Origin of the sequence: Halogranum amylolyticum (assembly GCF_900110465.1) — an archaeon.
Taxonomy (GTDB): Archaea; Halobacteriota; Halobacteria; order Halobacteriales; family Haloferacaceae; genus Halogranum; species Halogranum amylolyticum.
Genome location: NZ_FODV01000032.1, coordinates 13352 through 32047, shown reverse-complemented (window position 1 = coordinate 32047; position 18696 = coordinate 13352). Strand labels below are relative to the sequence as shown.

The 18696-nt window shown below is 61.7% G+C and carries 15 protein-coding genes and 1 rRNA gene; 9 read left to right on the top strand and 7 right to left on the bottom strand.

Annotated elements, in window-relative coordinates; translation table 11 throughout:
- Positions 1-97, bottom strand: a 16S ribosomal RNA gene (locus tag BSG17_RS24125); the annotation flags it as partial.
- A 601-nt stretch (positions 98-698) separates the two neighbouring features.
- Between BSG17_RS24125 and BSG17_RS24120 the strand changes: the two genes are divergently transcribed.
- Entirely contained in the window at positions 699-1082 is a 384-nt protein-coding gene (locus BSG17_RS24120; RefSeq protein WP_089827929.1) for a ribbon-helix-helix domain-containing protein, read from the top strand.
- A gap of 136 nt (positions 1083-1218) precedes the next feature.
- On the opposite strand, the gene BSG17_RS24115 is transcribed toward BSG17_RS24120, so the two are convergent.
- Positions 1219-1482, bottom strand: coding sequence for a DUF7344 domain-containing protein (locus BSG17_RS24115; protein WP_139246798.1), 264 nt, complete (start codon positions 1480-1482; stop codon positions 1219-1221).
- A gap of 170 nt (positions 1483-1652) precedes the next feature.
- Positions 1653-2897, bottom strand: coding sequence for a Cdc6/Cdc18 family protein (locus tag BSG17_RS24110; RefSeq protein ID WP_089827927.1), 1245 nt, complete (start codon positions 2895-2897; stop codon positions 1653-1655).
- 1584 nt (positions 2898-4481) lie between these two features.
- Here BSG17_RS24110 and BSG17_RS24105 point away from each other — a divergent pair.
- From BSG17_RS24105 to BSG17_RS24095, 3 genes are all read left to right on the top strand, one after another.
- Positions 4482-5483 (top strand): DUF1616 domain-containing protein, encoded by a 1002-nt coding sequence (locus BSG17_RS24105; protein WP_170864945.1) that lies wholly within the window; start codon positions 4482-4484, stop codon positions 5481-5483.
- 192 nt (positions 5484-5675) lie between these two features.
- Positions 5676-6047: a hypothetical protein gene (locus BSG17_RS24100; protein WP_089827925.1), complete on the top strand. Its 372-nt coding sequence runs from the start codon at positions 5676-5678 to the stop codon at positions 6045-6047.
- Between the two features lie 351 nt (positions 6048-6398).
- The gene (locus tag BSG17_RS24095) at positions 6399-7658 is read left to right on the top strand and encodes a polysaccharide deacetylase family protein (RefSeq protein ID WP_089827924.1); all 1260 of its coding nucleotides are present in this window, start codon (positions 6399-6401) and stop codon (positions 7656-7658) included.
- Positions 7659-8024: 366 nt separating this feature from the next.
- Here BSG17_RS24095 and BSG17_RS27380 read toward each other — a convergent pair whose 3' ends face one another.
- Complete coding sequence (locus tag BSG17_RS27380) at positions 8025-8300, bottom strand: hypothetical protein (RefSeq protein ID WP_211609328.1); 276 nt, start codon at positions 8298-8300, stop codon at positions 8025-8027.
- Positions 8301-8388: 88 nt separating this feature from the next.
- Between BSG17_RS27380 and BSG17_RS27375 the strand changes: the two genes are divergently transcribed.
- The 3 genes from BSG17_RS27375 to BSG17_RS24075 all read left to right on the top strand — a co-directional run bounded on the left by BSG17_RS27375 (position 8389) and on the right by BSG17_RS24075 (position 10938).
- Positions 8389-8862: a thermonuclease family protein gene (locus BSG17_RS27375; RefSeq protein ID WP_089827922.1), complete on the top strand. Its 474-nt coding sequence runs from the start codon at positions 8389-8391 to the stop codon at positions 8860-8862.
- A gap of 883 nt (positions 8863-9745) precedes the next feature.
- Complete coding sequence (locus tag BSG17_RS24080) at positions 9746-10474, top strand: hypothetical protein (RefSeq protein ID WP_139246796.1); 729 nt, start codon at positions 9746-9748, stop codon at positions 10472-10474.
- Positions 10475-10728: 254 nt separating this feature from the next.
- Complete coding sequence (locus tag BSG17_RS24075) at positions 10729-10938, top strand: hypothetical protein (protein ID WP_089827920.1); 210 nt, start codon at positions 10729-10731, stop codon at positions 10936-10938.
- A 174-nt stretch (positions 10939-11112) separates the two neighbouring features.
- On the opposite strand, the gene BSG17_RS24070 is transcribed toward BSG17_RS24075, so the two are convergent.
- Together BSG17_RS24070 and BSG17_RS24065 are read right to left on the bottom strand one after the other, a co-directional pair.
- Positions 11113-11451 (bottom strand): HalOD1 output domain-containing protein, encoded by a 339-nt coding sequence (locus BSG17_RS24070; protein WP_139246795.1) that lies wholly within the window; start codon positions 11449-11451, stop codon positions 11113-11115.
- Positions 11452-11530: 79 nt separating this feature from the next.
- Positions 11531-12865 (bottom strand): right-handed parallel beta-helix repeat-containing protein, encoded by a 1335-nt coding sequence (locus tag BSG17_RS24065; RefSeq protein WP_089827918.1) that lies wholly within the window; start codon positions 12863-12865, stop codon positions 11531-11533.
- A 382-nt stretch (positions 12866-13247) separates the two neighbouring features.
- Between BSG17_RS24065 and BSG17_RS24060 the strand changes: the two genes are divergently transcribed.
- Together BSG17_RS24060 and BSG17_RS24055 are read left to right on the top strand one after the other, a co-directional pair.
- Positions 13248-15188, top strand: coding sequence for a hypothetical protein (locus BSG17_RS24060; protein ID WP_089827917.1), 1941 nt, complete (start codon positions 13248-13250; stop codon positions 15186-15188).
- Positions 15189-15882: 694 nt separating this feature from the next.
- Entirely contained in the window at positions 15883-17178 is a 1296-nt protein-coding gene (locus BSG17_RS24055; protein WP_089827916.1) for a polysaccharide deacetylase family protein, read from the top strand.
- A 102-nt stretch (positions 17179-17280) separates the two neighbouring features.
- Here the strand turns inward: BSG17_RS24055 and BSG17_RS24050 are convergent, their stop codons facing one another.
- Complete coding sequence (locus BSG17_RS24050) at positions 17281-18507, bottom strand: carboxylate--amine ligase (RefSeq protein ID WP_089827915.1); 1227 nt, start codon at positions 18505-18507, stop codon at positions 17281-17283.
- Positions 18508-18696: the final 189 nt, after the last annotated feature.

The following is an 18696-nucleotide window of genomic DNA, read 5'->3' as shown; positions in this document are numbered from 1 at the left end:
ACGTGTTACTGAGCTTTCCGCTGCGATCTAAATCGCGCAACTAGCATGGCTAAATCGGACCCCAATAGCAATGACCTCCGGCAGGATCAACCGGAATGTTTCCTCTCTCTGTTGGGACAGAGAGAGGGGGTGGCGGGATTTCCACTCGTCGGAGACGAGTGGGAATCACCATACACTCATAATGAGTGCAATTGCAAGGTCCAAGTTCGGTGACGAGATCGAGTGACCGATCGGGTGTCACCGAACTATCAAGGCTAACGTCAGATTCCGTCGTGTACGGCGGACCGCAGGGGCGGAATCCTCATCTTCTTCGGACCTGAACCAAAACGACGGAAGGGTATAAACCCAACGGATTCGTTTCGGCCGCGGGACGTCGTCCCACGAGGCCCACGTGTGAGATCGGGCCGAGGTGATCGGCCCGAAGTCGCGGTGTGTCGTACGCATTTCTACGAATGGCCGGGTCCTACTTAACAGCAATGATATCGTTCAATATCCGAAAAATCATGGAAGATAGAAGAGAATGTCAAGAAACAAGTCATTAGTTAGCAGAGTTTCTGGATGTTTGCGAAGCATCGACGATCACGTGCGTACGCGCGTGATAGGTCTCGTGGATCACCGCTCGGCTCCGGAGAGACGACGGTTCTCCGTTTGGAGCACCCGAGTCGTTATAATAGTTCACGACGCAGGGGCCAAGTAACATGGCGAAAGATACCGTCCGCTATCCGGACCAGGTAGTCGACGAGATCGAGTCGCTGGTCGAGGACGGAACGTTCGAGAGCAAATCCGAGTTCTACCGTTTCTCCGCGGAGTACATGCTTGAACTGGTTTCACCGGATTACGACGAAAAGACGTTCAGCTACGAGGAGCTGAAGACGGAACTCGACTTAGAGTTTCCCTCCGACATCAGCGACGAGTACGCGTTCGACGACGACTTCCTGCAGGCGGTGGTGTCGATCCGAACGTACGGTCTTCGAGGAGAGTTCGAAGCCGGCTACGAGTTCATCGATGCGGAGATCGACACCGGGAGCAGAGCAGCCCTCGTCCTGGAGGAGTTGCTGGCGATGTACCGGAAAGAACACTGACCGGCGAGATCGTATCGGGGTTCGAGCTGTCGGCAGGCGTCGTAGACGAGAGATCGCCCACTCGACGAGGGCGGATCGGCAGAGAACGAAAGTCGGTGGAGAGACGCTGCGGAAGCAGAGCGCCGTCTGAACTTGTTTAACGTCCCGACGAATCCGAGACGTGCCCTTCGATGGGGTCGTAATCGATGGCGTCGAGTTCGGAGAGTCGCGGAAGGTGGACGTAGTAGAGTGCGTTCGCAACACGGCGGCGGTGTGAGACGGGGTCGGTCTCACCCGTGTACTCACGCTCGTACACCCGGTTTACGAGCGTGTCGAACGACACGTGCCCGTGGCGTGCGTCCGAGAGTACCGCCTCGATCCGCTGTCGACGAACCGAGTCACGGTCTGCCGCGATGCTCACACCCTGGTCCCCTCCCTGCGATTGAGTCCCGATCGCCATCACCAGCGACTTCACGGGTAGAATACAAGAATACACCAGACCGTCCCAGCCGTTTCAGACTGTTTCACTGGCGGTAGAGGCGCTCACGAGGTCGAACAGAGTCACCACAAATTCGAAAGCGGAAGAGCGTGTCAGATTCCGATATCTTCGTAGCTCTCGAATCGTCCGTCGGCCGTGATAACCTTCTTGACGATGGTGGCGTCTTCGAGGAGACGGTGCTTACTGTAGACACCCCGGCCACGACCGCGGCTGGTTCGTGTCGAGTTGATCACGTTGAGGAACGCCTGTTCTTGGAGGATCTCGTTGACCCGGCGTTCGGAGAGGCGATCCATCCCGATCTCGTCGACGATCTTCGTGTACGTATCGTAGACGCGTTTCGTCGAGAACTCGCTCTCGTCGGTCATGAGTGTCAGGAGCGCAAGTGCGAGCAGGATCGCCTTCCCCTGTATGGGTGTCCCGGCGATGATCTCGTTGAACCGGTCGGCTTCGGTTCGTTCCTTTGCCTTCCGAACGTGTTTGACGGTTACCTCCGGCGTCTCCTCTTCGGTCGCGATCCGACCGGCGTTGCGGAGGATGTCGATCGCCTTCCGCGCGTCGCCGTGTTCTTGTGCAGCGAGTGCGGAGGTGAGCGGAATCACGTCGTTGCCGAGGACGCCCTCACGGAAGGCGTCTTTCCGGTTGTTGAGGATCTCGCTCAACTGATCTGCGGCGTACGGTTTGAACACGATCTCGTCGTGTTGGAAGCTACTCTTCACGCGTTCTGTCAGTTGGTCCGGATAGTCGATCTTGTTGCTGATGCCGATGACGCCCACGCTACACCGTTCGATGCGACCGTTCTCTCCCGCTCGCGAGAGCTTTCGCAGGATCTCGTCGTCCTCGAGCATGTCGATCTCGTCAAGGAGTACGATGACGACGTCTGAACGCGTATCGAGGATGTGCCAGAGTCGTTTGTAGTAATCGCCCGTTGAGAGTCCTCGTTCCGGAACGGTGACGCCAGTCTCGTCGGGGTCGTTGAGTTGAGCCGCGATCGTCTTCACTGCCGACGTCTCGGTGTTCTCTTCGCCGCAGTCGACGAACGCCGTTCGGACGATGACCTCGTCTTTGGCTGCTTCGGTCGCGAGTCGTTGCGTGACGTGACGGGAGACGAGGGATTTTCCGGTCCCCGTCTTGCCGTAGACGAGAAGATGTTTCGGTGGCCGTCCGAAGATGGCGGGGTTGACCGCGTTGGCGACACGCTGCATGTGAGTGTCGCGACCGACGATCCGGTCGGGGCCGGGGATGTGACGAATGTCGAGGAGCTCCTCACGGGCGAAGATGGGTTCCTCGTAGCGGAAGAGCGAATCGCGCTCTTTCTCGGGGGAATCTCCGGCAGTCATCGAATACTACCCTCTTTCGGTGATGAGCCCCATAAGTGTACTGGGAGTCTGACGCCCCGTTCGCGAATGTATATGTTCTAAAATGCGGAGTAGAGCGGTCTCTATCGGAGATTCCGAAACAACGGCAGAAGACCGACGCCGCGAATGAACAAGAGCGTGGTGTTCGTCGTATACGGTCTAGAGGTACCCGTCTGAAGATACCCGTCTGGAGGTGCCCAGATTTTTCTCGATACGCGCGTGCGCACGCGCGAACTCACAGTAGAAAGATAGAGGATAGAGGTTTCCAAGACAGGTCGAGAGTAGTGGTGGATGAACCATCGGACACTACTGTCGCGAATGTATCGACTGACGCCTCGTCACACCTCGACGGGAACCCAGACACACCACCCTCGCGAATGTAACGACACGAGTTAGCACGGTGGTGAGAGACACTATCGTCGCGAATGTATCGTTCGGCTCGGGAGGAACAGTCGGATGGTCAGAGAGATCGAATCGTCGACGTCATCGAGCACGAGAAGAGAAAGCCGTCGAGTTGAGATGCTCACCGAGACGACCGTTCGCAGAACCGCACCCACACCTCCCTCGCGAATGTAAACGGTGCACACGGGGTGGGGGCAGGGCAGCTCTCGTCGATCAGGACACCATGTTCGCGAATGTAACACACTTTGAGGTGAGGGACTTCGACGCTCCGGCGGCCGTCGTGGCTGACGCCGTTGATCGAACACACACACACACCATGTTCGCGAATGTAAGTCCCCAAAGAGTGGGGTAGCAACGACTGAAAGCGGGGATCTACCTCGAGAAAGAGTTCGGATGACGACTTCGGACGACCATAGATGACCTTGGATGACCATACATGACCCCGGACGACTATAGGAAATTCCGGATGACGATAGGAGATCCCGGACGCTCCCGAACGATCTCTGATGATTCCAAGCGATTGCAGACGGATCCAAGCGACTATAGACGGGTCCGAACGACGGCGACAGAGCTGCGCCGGTAGAAGACTGCTTCCTTACGGACGATAGAAACGTAGTCCAGACGATAGTGATAGAGATACGACAGTTGTCGGTTGTATCTGTCACTCCTCCTCGCTGATCAGTCACCAGTAGATTTAATAGTTGCAGGCGAGAATATTCCATCAAGTTAACTTCGTTAAAACACGAGAGAAACGATTCTTCGTTTCGTGTGGAGTCGAAACGGGGGTTGTCGTCCAGTCATCGAAGAGCGGTCCGGTCGTTCGCCCTCTGTGTCGTCTCACCTGCGGAGAGGGTCTCTTCGGGAACTTACACGTCTTTCTCTCGTCACCGCGTTCGTCCCTCTCGATCTCAACCCCTTGATTTCTACCCCCTCCCCCTCTCTCACACCGTTACATTCGCGAACATGGTGTGTGTGTGGTCTCTACCGCTCCCGAAATTCTCTAAAATATACCACGAACTCCGTTCGTCTCGTCGTACCACCAATCTCGGTACCGGTCTTCGTTCAGTTCGTTTAGGCGGTTACTACGGCGGTCGGTTAGTGAGGTCTCGGTCTGAACAGTCTGGGCCGTTTTTATCGCTCCCTGAAGTACGTACGATCCGAACCGTGACACGCTGGTATCGATCGACGGGAGATCTCCTCGTCGTCGCACTCTGGTCCATTATCGCCGCTACCGCCGTCCTCGAACTCGGAGTCCAACGGCCGGTGTTGCGAGTACTCCTCGTCACGCCGCTGGTGTTGTTCTTCCCCGGTTACGCTCTCCTCGAAGCGACGTTCCCCGAACGGCCGGTATCGGCCGACCGCTGCACCGATTTGGAGTCGATGGAGACGTCCACGCGAGAGAAGTTCCGACTCGACAGCATCGACGGACTTGAGCGGTTCGTCCTCGCGTCGGTTGTCAGCCTCGGACTCGTCCCACTTGTGGCGTTCGTCGTCAACTACACGCCGTACGGTCTCCGTCTTCAGCCGATCATGGTCGCTGTGACAGGAGTGACCGTCGTATTCGTCGTGGTCGGGTTCGTTCGCCGTCTCAGACTGCCGGCAGAGCGACGCCGACGTTCCACGTTCGTAGGAGGAATCGCTACACTCTGGTCTCGGTACGTGGCCGGTGACGGGAGCACCGGTGCGTCCGGTGGGTCGTTGAGGCCCCGGACGAACACACATCGCGCACTCAATCTGCTTCTCGTCTTCGGACTGTTGACGCTCGTCGGTACTGTCGGCTACGCCGCACTCGCGCCCCCGGACGACGGGGCAGGCTTCACCGAAGCGTATCTCGTGACGCAGACAGACACCGGCGAGTATACCTCCGAAGACCTGCCACAGGAGTTCACCGCTGGCGAGGGACAGCGACTCTTCGTCGCGCTCGGGAACCAGGAACACGAACAGATCACGTACACTATCGTCGCCACACTCGACGGAAACGAGCTCAGTCGAACCGAGGAGACGGTCGCCTCCGGGGAGACAGCGTACGTCGAGCGGGAGATCACGCCACAGCAGACCGGAGATTCGCTCCCACTTCGGTTCTTCGTCTACAAGGGGGATGCACCCGAGACTGCGAGCGCGGAGACCGCGTACCGGACAGTCGACCTCTGGATCTCCGTCGGATAGCGTCGGCTTGGCCGAGTTCGACTGTTCCCTTCTCTCGTCGACGGCCTGCCGTTCGATGGCGTTTTTCTGCGCCTCAATAGCGTCTGACTGTCGCTCGATAGCATCCTTCTGCCGTTCTGTCACGTCCCTCGTCGTCTCGACAGAAAGCTTACGTCGAACATAACTTTGATACACAGACTCGAACGGCGCAATATGGGTCAGAACCCTGGTGAGCAGTCGTCCAACGGTGGTCAGGCTGCCCAATCTGATCAGCAGACCCAGAACGGCCGACAGAACCAGCCTGCACAGACGAACCCACGGCGGAACCAGCAGCCCCAGTCGCGACAGCGCGACACGGGAGAGCAGATCGCGAGTTGGTTCACGGAGACGATCGTCCGGACGGCAGTCGCAGTGTTCGGCGTCGCACTCCTGCTGTTGGCGCTCGGACAGCTCGTCGGCGTCGACCTGCTCAGTTCCGTCGTCGAGTTCCTCGCGTCCGGTATCGGCGTGTGGCTCGCCATCGCGTTCTTCGCGGTGTTGCTCATCGTCGCTGCGAGCAAGAGCTGGAACATCAGTCGGCAGTAGACCGACGCACTAGCGGTCGACCCTGGTTTCTTTGCGCGACGGTCGCTCGTCGACGAGTCTCCGACGAGTCGACCGTCCACCGGGCGGACGAGAGTCGGTTCCCCCGGATTCGAGAGCCACGCCGCCGACGTATGAGTTAAATTCACGTGACGAATTCTCCTACGTTTGGCGATCGTTTCAATCGTTGTCCTCCTAAACCGTCGACTCGGCAGTCGTACCTCTCGTCTCCGATATTCGGGCGAGAGGCGCTTACTTTCCAGTTAATGCGGCTTAGTAGCTGTATTATAATGGGGGAACGGTCTGAACGGGAGAGCAAGGAAGATGAAGCGACCATCGACCCGCCGCAGTCTAATGGCAACGCTTGGAGCCGTCGGCGTAACCGGTCTCGCAGGGTGCTCGGGAGGCACCGGCTCGACCCCGACCGACAACGGGACGACCTCCAATACGACAACTCAATCCGAAACATCCTCGGGCAACGAGACGACCTCCGAGTCCTCCAACGGCGAGAACCAGGCGTTCACGCGCGGTGAACTCGTCGAGGACTTCGAGCAGTTCGAGGACTCCCGATGGGGCAACGTCGGGGGGACCATCGAGACCGACACCAACGAGGTGTACTCCGGTAGCCAGTCTCTCCACATGACCAATCAGAAGGGCCGGGTCGCTGGGATCTTCAAGTCGTTCCCCGACGGTCTCGACCTTTCGAAACACGACCTCTCTCTGGCCGTCAAGCTGGACAAGCCCGTCCGTGGCAAGATCGCTGCCGAGATCATCGCCCCCGCACGGAGCGACATGCTCACGAGCAAGCGGTTCATCCCCAAGGAGCTGAACGGCTGGGTCCGGATCGACCTCGGCTACACCGGTCGGAAAGGTGACCCGGTCCTCAAGGGCGTCCAGGAGCTCCGACTGATGGTGCAGTCCGAAGAGGGCACCGCCATCGACGTCCGTATCGACGACCTTCGGAAGATCCCGAAACCCGACAAGGGGAAGGTGATGCTCCAGTTCGACGACGCCGTCACTTCCCAGTACGAGGTCGCGTTCAAGGAACTGCAGGAGCGCGGCTGGGCCGGTGGTGTCGCCATCATTCCGGACGCGATCAACAGCCAGGGCAACCTGACCACGGGGCAGATGCGCGAGATGCGCGACGCCGGCTGGGACATGATGTCCCACCCACAGGTACCGAAGCCGCTCCCTGCCTACTCCGAGAAGAAACAGCGCGAACTCATCAAGAAGTCGTACAACTATCTCGATCTCAAAGGATTTCCGAAGGGAGCACGTCACTTCGTCGCCCCGTACAACCGGGTTAGCAAGACGACGCTCGACCTCATCTCGGAGTTCCACGAATCCAGCTACATGTTCGGGGGCTGTCCGAACAACGCACAGCAACCGAGCAACATGCACGCCATCTCCCGCGTGATGGGGAAAGACCCCCGCGGAACCCGCCGCGTGCTGAACATCGCCGAGGAGTACAACCAGCTGGTCGTCATCCAGTGGCACGACATCGGCGAGGGCAAGGACTACGAGACGTCGCCGGACGACTTCAAGAACGTCCTCAACCACATCAAAAAGAAGGATATGGACGTCATCACCCCGTCGGACCTCATCGACGGCTAACCCGCTTCTCTCTCGAAACCGGTCCGTCTTCGACGAACGACGGCTCTTTTTCCACCTCTCCCGTTCGAACTAGGACTCACGGCGACTGCGACGACTTACCTGTGGCACACCACACCCACTAACAGGTCACTCAGCGAATGCTTATCGAAGGCGGTCCGTGAGTAGTGATGTGCGTAGAGACCATCGGTCCGTGCTCCTAACGGTCGCACTCGCAATTACGCTCGTGACTGCCGGCTGCGTCGGTTCGCTCCCGACGTCAGAGTCGCCGGCGACGGAGCAGAACCGGTCGGGACCGACGGCCGTGGATGATGCAAGTGCCGAGTCGACACTGGCGCCAGCACCGGGGACGACGAGTGGTTCGGTGAGTCAGGCACCGCGCGGGCAGCCTCGCGGGACGGGTCCCGAGACATCCTCGCCGCCACCGTCGCCGACCGATCCACCGACGGCGTCGACGACCACCCCGGCGGGGACGCCGGCAGCGACGCCGATCCCGACCGAGACGCCAGTCGCGGCGGAACCCGCACCCGCTCCAGCTCCCGCACCTGCTCCCTCCTCGGGTGGATCAGCTGGTCCGTCGCCGGCGAGGGAGCAGTCGACGTCGGCGGCGCCCACGCAGACCGCGACACCCTCGACAGACACCACTTCGGCTGACGCTACTCCGACCGATCCGACCGGTTCCACGTCGACCGACACTGCTCCGACCGACTCGAGTTCCGAGACGACTGCCGAGGTGCGCCGCGTCGTCGACGGCGACACGATCCGCGTCGCCTACGCCGACGGGTCGACGGGTCTCGTCGACCTGGTCGGTGTCGACGCCCCGGATCTCTACGGCGGCGGCGACCCCGAGGAGTTCGTCGGCGTTCCTGACAGCGGTGCCGGTCGGACGTATCTGTACGCCTGGGGGTGGGTCGCCCGGGGGACGCTCCGACAGCTCGTCGCCGACCAGTCGGTTCGGCTCCGGTTCGTCGACTCGGCCCCTCCCACGGTCGACGACTACGCCACCACCGCCGAGTACGACGACGTCCGTGCGGCGGTCGTCTCCGTCGAGGGGACGGACGTCAACCGAGCGTTGCTCCGGCGAGGGGTCGCCCGCGCGACCGACACCGACCATCCCGACCGGGAGTCGCACCTCGAGACGACCCGGACTGCACAGCAGGACGGCCGCGGTCTGTGGGGGACGGCCGACGGACTGAGCGTCCCCTGATCGGACCCGTCACCTGAGGGTCTCGTCACCGCTCTGTCAGGCGGTTTCGACACCATCTCCCCCGTCGGGACTGTTGAGGTGGTCGTTGCAACGGTGTAAACTGTTGCTACCCCTCCCCGTCTTCGAACGTATTCGACTGAGAAACCGGGTCGCTGTCGTCGAAATCTGGACTTACTACTTTTCCGATGGCTTTTGTATTCCCTTATCTCGGGAGTGCCGCACTTACGGAGCCAGTAACTAAACTACTAGCAGACAGAGTAGGTAGTGACGCCTCTCAGTTCGAGGGGTGTCAGACTGCACGGGTCGAGACGGAACAGAGGGGTCCCTCCTCCCATCCCCTTGCCAGCCACCCCTCCCCACCGTTTCGTTCTTCACACCGCACGACACGCCGAGTCGTTACCGTCGCCAGCGCTCCGGTCGCTACTGCCGCTATACTCCGAACCACTGCTGTCACCGTGCTCCGAGTCGCACCGCCGTTCTCGACGAGCCTGCTCTCCAGAGACAGCGCCCTGCGTCGGGCAGCGGTGTTCGCCTTCAACCTGAGTCGCTCTCCGCGGGAGCCTCTGCTTCGAGAACCTTCCTGCTTCGAGCTCCGTCTCGTCGCGTCTGTGGTCGGCCCCAGACCGTCTAACCCCGCACGACATCTCTGTCCCGTACGACGTCGCTTCCCTCTTCACGACCGTCGAGCGAACCCCGTCGCCCGCGTCGAACCGATCGGACGGGTCGATCGGTCGACGTTCGCGAGTAACGACGGGAAACGGTCGAGCCTGTCGCGTCCGTCGGCGGTCTCTGTCGACTCGAAAACCGCCGATACAGCGACGCTGTCGCCTTATCAACCGGGTAATAATGGTCCCTGTCTGTGAATTACCGGGTAGAGCATACGATGTCGACTGCAACTCTACGACCCGACGTAGCAACTACTGGTGGAGGGGCGCGTCGCCGGAGCGAGCGGCGTCGCTCGGAGGACTCGCTGTGGTCGTCTCTGTCGACGTCCGTGACCGGCGTCTTCCGGAGAGCGGCCGACGGCGGCGGTCGAATGATACAGCTCGGGCTGCTTCTGGCGGGCGTCCTCTTCTTTCTCGGCGGTGTCGCGATCGTTCTCGGCATCCCAGGAGCGGGAAGCATCACCCCGGCCCCCACCAACGACACGATGACGGAGACGCCGATGGCCGACGGCGTCGACGACGCCACACCCACGCCAGCCCCGGAGACGACCGAGTCGTCCCAGCCGACGCAGACCTCCGACCCGACCCAGACGGAGAAAGGGACGTCGGACTCCGAGACCACAACGACGGGGGCCAACCAGACGACGTCCGACCCGTCCGGATCCAACGATCAGAACTCCGACGACGGGTCGCAGACGACGTCGACGCCGAAGCCGACGCAGACGACAACCGAACCCACGTCGGAGTCGACGCAGACGACCACCGCAACGACGCCGAAGCCGACGCAGACGACATCGACGCCGGAATCGATACAGACGACCACCACAACGACGTCGGAGCCGACGCAGACGACGTCGACGCCGGAATTGACACAGACGACCACCACAACGACGTCGAAGCCGACGCAGACGACGTCCGACTCCGGTAACGAGTCGGTGTTCGGCTAACCGACACTACGACACCACGCGAGTCCACGCAGTCGACAGCGCTCGCCGTTCTCTCCGGCCACCTCGCTCGATTCGAATCCCTGGTTGGTTCGACTCGTTCGGTTCGAGGCTCCCGCCTGAACCCGTCTGTTGAAAACTTATCGGTATCAAAGGAATTAAACCATCGTAGATACTGACTAGACGCGAACGCAGGGTGGGAAGGATGAACACGGGCACGGGTGACCGAGAGATTCGTTACAGAGACGGAGTGTGATATGAGCTACGCTGAGACAACACACGGCGTCACACAGAAGGAATGGCCAGACTACGCGCTCGAATTCACGTTCAACCCGCGAGATCCGACACTCGCCGACGAACTCGACCCCGACGAGGTCGTCATTTTCGAACCGTCGGGTGACGACATCGGGTCGCAGTGGATCTCCGGGAAACGCGACTCGTACGTCGCCGTCGAGGAGATGCGCTGAGAACCGTCCGCGACTGTAGTCCCTTCTCTGATCGTCTCCGCACGTTCCGTCTTCGAGCCGTCGCACCCGTCGATCGATACGAGCAGGTAGTCGGTCTACACCCCGATCGACACGAGCCGGTGGTCGGTTCACGGTTCGGGCGACAGTCGACGGTCGAGCGGCGTCGACGTCGCCTCACGGCTTCGAGTCGTCGTAGCTCGGTGCCTCGACGACGACGACGCCGTCGCCGTAGACGGTGACGTCGTGTCCCGATACCGGGAAGCGGACGACGCTTTCGGTGGGTCGGGGTCCGTCGTCGGTCGGCCGAAACAGCCGTTCGAGCGCGTCGGTGTTCACCACGGAGTACAGCGGCTCGAGATCGGGCGGGCGGACGCCAGCGACGGCCGACACGGCCTTGACGACAGTCGTCACGAGCGATGTCTCGTCCGTCCAGTCGTGCTGGACGCTGTAGACGTCGCGGTCTGCCGTCGATGCGGCCTGCCTCCGCGAGCCGTCTTCGTCAACTTCGGTCATGGGATCGGTCCGGATATCGTTCATCTGATATAGTACCTAACATAAGAACTCTCGGATTTCACAGACGACAGTCGCCCGATCAGAGCCCCTGTCCGTCCATCGTGCTGACCCAGCGACTGCCGTTCCAGAGGCACAGCCCCCACGGTGAACCGCCGGCGCCGTCGTGGACGCCGATATCTCCTCGACGCGTCCCGTCGACGCTCGAGAGGTCGGTCTCCTGGACGATGCCGTTACTCCGCGTCCGCTCGTCGCCTCGCTGTTCGAGGAAGGCGGTCTCGTCGAGCCCACAGTGGGAGGAACAGTGGACGTCGAGGTCGGTCGTGCTGATCGCCAGCACGAACGCGGAGTCGTAGTTCCGGTACGTACAGTTCTTCACCGAGGTGTGTATCGTCCCGTCGAGTGCAATGGCCGTGTAGGCCTGCTCGTGGCTGTTCTCGAAGTCACGGGCGAAGTTCCCCTGGAAGTAACAGCCGTCGACGGTGAGACCGGCGGCCGACCCGGTCGCGTACACGTCGATCGGCGACGTCTGTCGGGTGCCGTTGCCTTCGAAGTAGACTGCGCTGAGTAGCTGTCCGGCACCGCCGCGGGCGTCGACGCCGTACTGCCCGTTGTTCTGTATCGTCCCGCCGTAGATGCGACTCGAGAACCCACGAAGCATGACGCCGTAGCCGTCGTTGAACTCCGAGTGACAGCCGAAGAAGGACGTACTGTGCGGACGTGCGTCGGTGTCGAGGCGGAACCCGTTGCCGCCGCAGTTCCACGCGATCACGTTGCGGAAGGTGACGCCGAACGACCCCTTGTGACCGGTCTCGTCGGAGTATTCGTCGACGGCGACGCCGTGGGAGTTCGTGTCCCAAAAGACGATGTCCTTGTACGACGAGTAGGGAGCGGCGCGGATTCTGAGGCCGACGTTGCCCCCGACGATCTTGAGGTTCTGGACGGCCGGACTGTTTCGGTAGTCGTTGTGACCGCGACCGAGCACCTCGACGACGTTCTCGTCGACGTCGCCGGCGTCGATCACCGACCCCGAGGGGTGGCCGCCGGTCAACGTCACCTCTTTCTCCTCGTCGTTCAGGACGATCGGGAACTCCTCGCCGGCCTGCTGCGCGTCGTACGACGAGTGGACGTAGACGGCGTCGCCGTCCTCCGCGGCGGCCCAGGCGTCCGTGATGGTCGCGTAGCCGCCGTCGCCGACGATGAGGCGGCCGCCGAGCGAACCGACGCTCGGTTCGACGCTCTCGACGGCCGCTGTCTCGACTGACTCGACGGCGTCGGTGTCTCGCCGTTCGGTCGCCGCAGAGGCCACTCCCCCCGTAGCCCCGGCAACCGTCGCCGCACCCGTCGTTTCGACGAACTTGCGGCGACTCAGTCTGCGGGTGTCTGTGCTGTCTTTCCGTAGTGGCTTGCCAGCCATACTCCTCGTCCGGTGAAACCCTCTTCCGACACTTGAACCACAGCTAACCATTTCGTAACTGACAGTCGTTACCCGGCTGTAAGCGGTCTTACGCACCTGATAAGGCGGATTCGTTGCACTGTTGCCCGCTTCCGCCAAGTGTCGCTCGCTCCGAGAGTACTGTTTACTCTGCTTATAACCAAACTGGAGAGTCACGAAAGCCGAACAAGGAGCGATATCTGGTGAGCATCATCTGGAGTGTGTCCCTCTCTGGCGTCAGCGTGACCGAACGGACCGCAGAGCCGGTTCAAGTGCTCTCCGGCGCGACGTTCCGCTCGCCCGTGTCGGCTCGTTACCTCCCCACCGTGGGAGCAACATCTCCCGCTCTCCCCTCTCTCTGACGATGGGCATCGGTACACGGTTTCGCGCGTACGATCGTCTCGCAGCGGTGCTCGGTATCGTCGCCGCCCTCGCACTGTTACCGCTCCAGCTGTTCGTCTCGCACATCTACGCCCAGACCATCCCGGTCGTCGTCGGGGGGGCGAGTGCCGTCTATCTCTTCGCGACGCGGCGTCAGACGGCGACACGCCCGTTCAGGCTCCCCCGAGTGGCCGCACATCTGTTACCGCCGATCGTCGTCTTCGGGTCGGCGGCGCTGGTGCTCCTGGCTCACACGCAGGGGCGTCGGACCGGTCTGTTCTACGTCGCCGCGGCCGCACTCGGGACGCTCGTCCTCGCGCAGGTGCTGTTCGTCGACGACGCTGACCTCCACCCCGGCGTCGTCCTCGGTCAGATCCTCGTCTTCGCCGGCGTCGTCAGGTTCAGCTCGCTGCTGACCACGCCCGGGTTCGTCGGCATCGACGTCTGGGTCCATATCCCCGAGTTCACCCAGGGAATGCTGTCGGCCAACTCGATCGGCGGGATGGGACAGACGAAGTACGTGATGGCGCCGCTGTACCACCTGCTCGTCGGGACGACTGCGCTGTTCGCGGACGTCTCGCTTCGGACCGCGCTGTATCTCTCCTTGGGGGTCACGATGCCGTTGTTCGTCTTCTTCGTCTACCTTCTGAGCCGGACGCTCGTGCCGACGCGCTGGGCGCTGTTCGCCACCGCTCTCTACGCGTTCAGCGACTCCGTTATCCGGTGGAGCATCCACCTCATTCCGACGAGCTTGGGACTCGCCTTCTTCCTCGCGGTGCTGTATCTCGTCGTCCGTGTCATGCAACAGCCGACGGGGCTCGGCGAGACGTTCCTCCTGCTTTTCTTCTTCGTCGCCCAGGCGTTCACCCACCAGGTGTCGTCGTTCATCACACTCGTCCTGCTGCTGGCGGGATGGGTCACCCGCCTCGGCATCCGCGCGGGGTTGTTCGACCGTCAGCTCGGCGGTGACGACGGCTTCGACCTCGATCGGTCCGGGGCCATCCCCTTCGGCGGCTACTTCGCCTTCAATCTCGGCCTGCTGACGCTCATTTGGAGTCTCACTCCTTATTACGGTCAACCGTTCCTGAAGACGGCGTTCCTCTTCTTCTGGAACTCGATCGGTGGCGGACTCAGCGACGTCGCCGGGGCCGCGAGCGGTGGCGGAGGCGGTGGCGGCGGTGCGGGCGGGGCGGCACCGACGTTCCTCGAGTTCGTCGTGCTCAACTTCGACACCATCGGCTTCCTGCTGTTGCTCTTCGGGACCACCGTCGGATCGCTGTACGCGCTCCGACGCGGCCGCACGAACCAGGCAGTGCTCACGCTCGTCGTCGCCGTCGTGTTGATGACGTTGTTCACGCTCGTCCCGCCGCTCGTCGGCATCGGGACGTTCCTCTCGGGACGCTGGTTCGCCTTCCTCTACGCCGGGATGGCCGTGCTGTCCGCCGTCGGGTTCGAGTACCTCCAGCGAGGGCTCTCCCCGAAGGTGTTTCTCGTCCTCCTCCTCGTGATCCTCTATGCGTTCCCGATGGTGATGATCGCCTCGCCGAAGGCGACTGTCGACAGCCCGATGATGGAGAACGACCGCCCTCGCTACAGCTTCACAGAACAGGAGCTGGCCGCTCGCGACACTGTCCTCGACACCACCACGGGAAGTCCGACCGATCCCATCTACACCGACCACCCGTACACCTCGCTCCTGAACCCACACGGCGAACCGCGGTTCGGGACGGCGCGAATACCGCCCGACGGCGTCGCCTCACACGACGAAGTGCTCTATCGGGAGTACCAGCGGACCGGTGCGCCCGTTTTCCGCACCGGGATGGGTACACAGCGTATCTACCCGATAGAGGAGGGCGTCATCTGTAGCGGCCGCCACGAGACGGTGTACTCCAACGGCGACGTCAAGCTGTGTCGTTCCGTCTGAGAGTGCCCGATGTCACCTCCGCAGTGACGACCGACAGTCTTGTCTCCGCGGTGACGGCCCTGCCGTGCTATACGCTGTCGAGGAGAAAGCCAACGACTTCAGTCGTGGGATGAATCCGACAGGAATTTGATGAATGTCACCCACTACCATACCGGTATCCCGTTCCGGAACGGGAGGGATACCGAGTCCGAGGTAAGGATATGCACCCGTCCTGCGGTGGGCGGGGTAGATGAAGCCCGCTATCTCGGTCGGGGGCCGAACTGGCTCGGCCCTGAACGCAGGTCGCTCTCGGATGCGGATAGAGCGGACCTGCGAACCTCCCGACGTGGGGCGGCCCCGTCTGTGACGGGGCAACCCCACGACTTCAGTCGTGGGAGGAAGTCAGCGAGGCCACGACGTGAGCGTTGCCGTTCCATCGGAAACGCGTCGTCGCGTCCGTTCAGACCGCTCTCGACCGACGACAGTCGTTCTCCCCGACCTGTCGAATATCGGTCGAGTCGGCGCCGAGAGTGCCGTCTGCGGGCGATTTACATTCGCGTCGGAGGTGGGGCGGCGGCGACGGTGCTCGCGGTTCAACGGTTGCGACTTCGTTTCAGTCGACTCTGAGCCTTTATATCGCACCTAAGCGTTCGCCGCCCCGCTTCTTATGCGGCTTATAGTAGTGTTCCCCCACTCGGTAATGTAATTTATAGAGATGGCATCCGACCGCAAGTTCCGTCGCCGTACGTTCCTCGGCAGTATCGCCGCAGCCTCTTCGACACTCGTCGCCGGCTGCAGTGGAGGCACTGGCTCGACACCTTCTTCGAACACCAGCGAGAACGAGACCAACACGGGTACCGGTACAGGCACCGGGACGTCGAACTCCGACGGGGCGCAGTCCGACGTCCCCGGGACGAACAAACCGATGAACCCGAAAGGAGCGACGTTCGAGGACCTCTCCTTCTGGCAGGCACAGGCGAACGTGACGCTCAAGGGCGACTCCAAGAACGCCTATCAGGGTAGCCAGTCGGCCCGAATCGAGGGGAGCAGCGGGTCGATCTCCCGCGAGTTCCCGGTCCCGATGGACTTCTCGAACAAGGACATCTCTATCGCGGTCAAACTCGACAAGCCAGAGCCGACGAACCTCCGTATCTGGCTCGAGGACTCCAACGGCGATCAGACCCGACTCATCCAGCAACTCAACCAGAACCACCCCGATACCTGGATGCGGATCAACCCCTCGATCAACAGCGCCGAGGCCGACATGGCCAGCGTCGAGTCGATGCTCATCACGCTCGACGGCGACGGCGCGAACAAGAAGTACTGGGTGGACGATATCCGCTTCCACGAGAAACAGGCCGACAAGGGGCAGGTGATGCTCTCGTTCGACGACATCCACGCCTCGGTCTACCACCTCGCGTTCCCCATCATGGAGGAGTTCGGACTGAAGGGCGTTCTCGCCGTCTCCCCGGACATCATCGGTAACGACGGCCGGATGACGAAAGACGAGATCCAGGAGCTCCACGACGCCGGTTGGGAGATCGCAAGCCACGGCAACGACATGCAGGGGCTCTACGGCCTCCGCCGCTCCGCACAGGAGAAGAAGATCAAGCGAGCGAAGAAGCTCATCAAGGACAACGGCTGGGGCGAGCCGACGGCGTTCATGTACCCGGGCGGTGGCTGTGACGAGAACACGGTCGAACTCGTTCGGAAACACCACGAACTGGGCTACCTCGCGTTCAAGGGCTCTGAGAAGGGGCTGTCGCAGTCGGCGATCATGGGACCGATGTTCGTCAACCGCTCGCGGCCGAACACCCACAAGGCGGTCAAGAACCAACTCGACGTCGCCACTGCCTACAACGGACTATACAACATCTACTTGCACGTCATCGGCGACGACGCCCAGAACGACAAGCAGGCGTTCCGACAGATGTGCCAGCACATCGCAGACTACAAGAAGCAGGGGAAGGTCGAGGTCGTTCAGCCCTCGGACGTCGTGCTGAAGGAGTAACCCCCTCTCCCCTCCCCGAACCCCACCCCTCACCCCCGACTCCTTCCGCACCGCCGTGGGCTGTCGGCGCGCCCCTTCCATCGGCGACGACGCGACGCTACGTTACATCCGTCGCTTGATCGCTTTCGTGGACTCCGTGTGGGTCTGTCGGAGGAACGGACCCGGGTCGGTCAGGTGGAGGTAGTCGAAGCTCGGACACTCGTAACACGACTGCAGGATCTCTCGCAGCCGTCCCGTCAGCGACGGTGTGTCGACGAGCGACGAACGCTCGCGAGCGATACTCACGACGTGTTCGAGCTCCCCACCGAGATAGTGAGTGCCGACGCCGGTTTCGTAACCCGGTTCGATCAGCTCCGGCTGGCCGGTCACCTGTAGCCAGTACCACACGGGGAACGCGGCACCCGCACGCGTGGCGCACGCGAGCGACTGCCACATCCGCGGGTTGCACTCGATCGGTTTGAACTCTCCAGTGTCGGCGTCTCGGACGTACTCGATACAGGCGAGACCGTGCCAGTCGAGCGTATTCAGGAGGGAGCGAGCGGCCGCCTCGAGCTCCGGATCGGCGACCGTCTCGCGATAGACACCGCCACCGCCGGTGTAGCAGTCGCCTCGTATCTGTCGGTGCTGGAACGTCGCCAGCGGTTCTCCGTGGTCGTACAACGCACCGAACATGTACTCCTGTCCGTCGACGTACTCTTGGACGATCGGCGTGTGGTTCATCCGCTCTCGTATCGCCTCGACGTCGGCCGATTCGCCCGCCGAGAGATGCTCGACTCGTTTCACGATACTCGACTCGTCTGGACCGAACGTCTCGACGTACTCGTCGGTGAGCAGGTTGTATCGAGACTTGACGATTCGATCGGACTCCCAGTCACCGGTCTCGTCGAGCAGCTCCGTCCGTGGCGCCGGGACGCCTGCCTCCGCCGCGGCGTCCATCAGCCGCTTTCGATCGTGAACGCGTGTCAGCATCTCGAGCGACGGAACGGCGAGATCGACGTACTGGTCGAACTGGTCGCGGTACTTCGCGAAGAGATAGGGTCCCTGCGGTCGGTGGGGGACGATCGTCCGGACGTCCGGACGGGCGGCGAGGCCGAGCAGCGCGTCCTTGTACGCACCGAGCTCTCTCGACGGTGGGATCGTGACGATCTCGTCGCAGTACCGCGATGCGGTGATCGGGTGAGAGTCGTCCGCAACCGCGACGATGGTGTGGACGTCCGACTGTGCGAGCGATCGGATCGACGCGTATCCGTGTGGGTACTTCGACGCCGGGACGACGACCGCATCCCGTTCGGTATTATTCTTCCACCTTTCGGTAACATCGAGGACCATACGTTCTCTCTGGTTCTAACCGGTTATATGTAATTGGTAATTTAACATGTTCTCCGACGAACGGCGTCGATAGTCGACGACCATCCGACTGTCGACGACCATCCAACTGTTGACGACCATCCAACTGTCGACGACGACCCGACCGTCGACGACGACCCGAGGTTCACGTCGCTCTCGGCGACGGCTGGT

Coding starts and splice junctions, on each gene's coding strand:
- BSG17_RS24120 (WP_089827929.1), top strand. CDS start 699: ATGGCGAAAGATACCGTCCGCTATCCGGACCAGGTAGTCGACGAGATC.
- BSG17_RS24110 (WP_089827927.1), bottom strand. CDS start 2,897: ATGACTGCCGGAGATTCCCCCGAGAAAGAGCGCGATTCGCTCTTCCGC.
- BSG17_RS24100 (WP_089827925.1), top strand. CDS start 5,676: ATGGGTCAGAACCCTGGTGAGCAGTCGTCCAACGGTGGTCAGGCTGCC.
- BSG17_RS24095 (WP_089827924.1), top strand. CDS start 6,399: ATGGCAACGCTTGGAGCCGTCGGCGTAACCGGTCTCGCAGGGTGCTCG.
- BSG17_RS24080 (WP_139246796.1), top strand. CDS start 9,746: ATGTCGACTGCAACTCTACGACCCGACGTAGCAACTACTGGTGGAGGG.
- BSG17_RS24075 (WP_089827920.1), top strand. CDS start 10,729: ATGAGCTACGCTGAGACAACACACGGCGTCACACAGAAGGAATGGCCA.
- BSG17_RS24070 (WP_139246795.1), bottom strand. CDS start 11,451: ATGACCGAAGTTGACGAAGACGGCTCGCGGAGGCAGGCCGCATCGACG.
- BSG17_RS24065 (WP_089827918.1), bottom strand. CDS start 12,865: ATGGCTGGCAAGCCACTACGGAAAGACAGCACAGACACCCGCAGACTG.
- BSG17_RS24060 (WP_089827917.1), top strand. CDS start 13,248: ATGGGCATCGGTACACGGTTTCGCGCGTACGATCGTCTCGCAGCGGTG.
- BSG17_RS24055 (WP_089827916.1), top strand. CDS start 15,883: ATGGCATCCGACCGCAAGTTCCGTCGCCGTACGTTCCTCGGCAGTATC.
- BSG17_RS24050 (WP_089827915.1), bottom strand. CDS start 18,507: ATGGTCCTCGATGTTACCGAAAGGTGGAAGAATAATACCGAACGGGAT.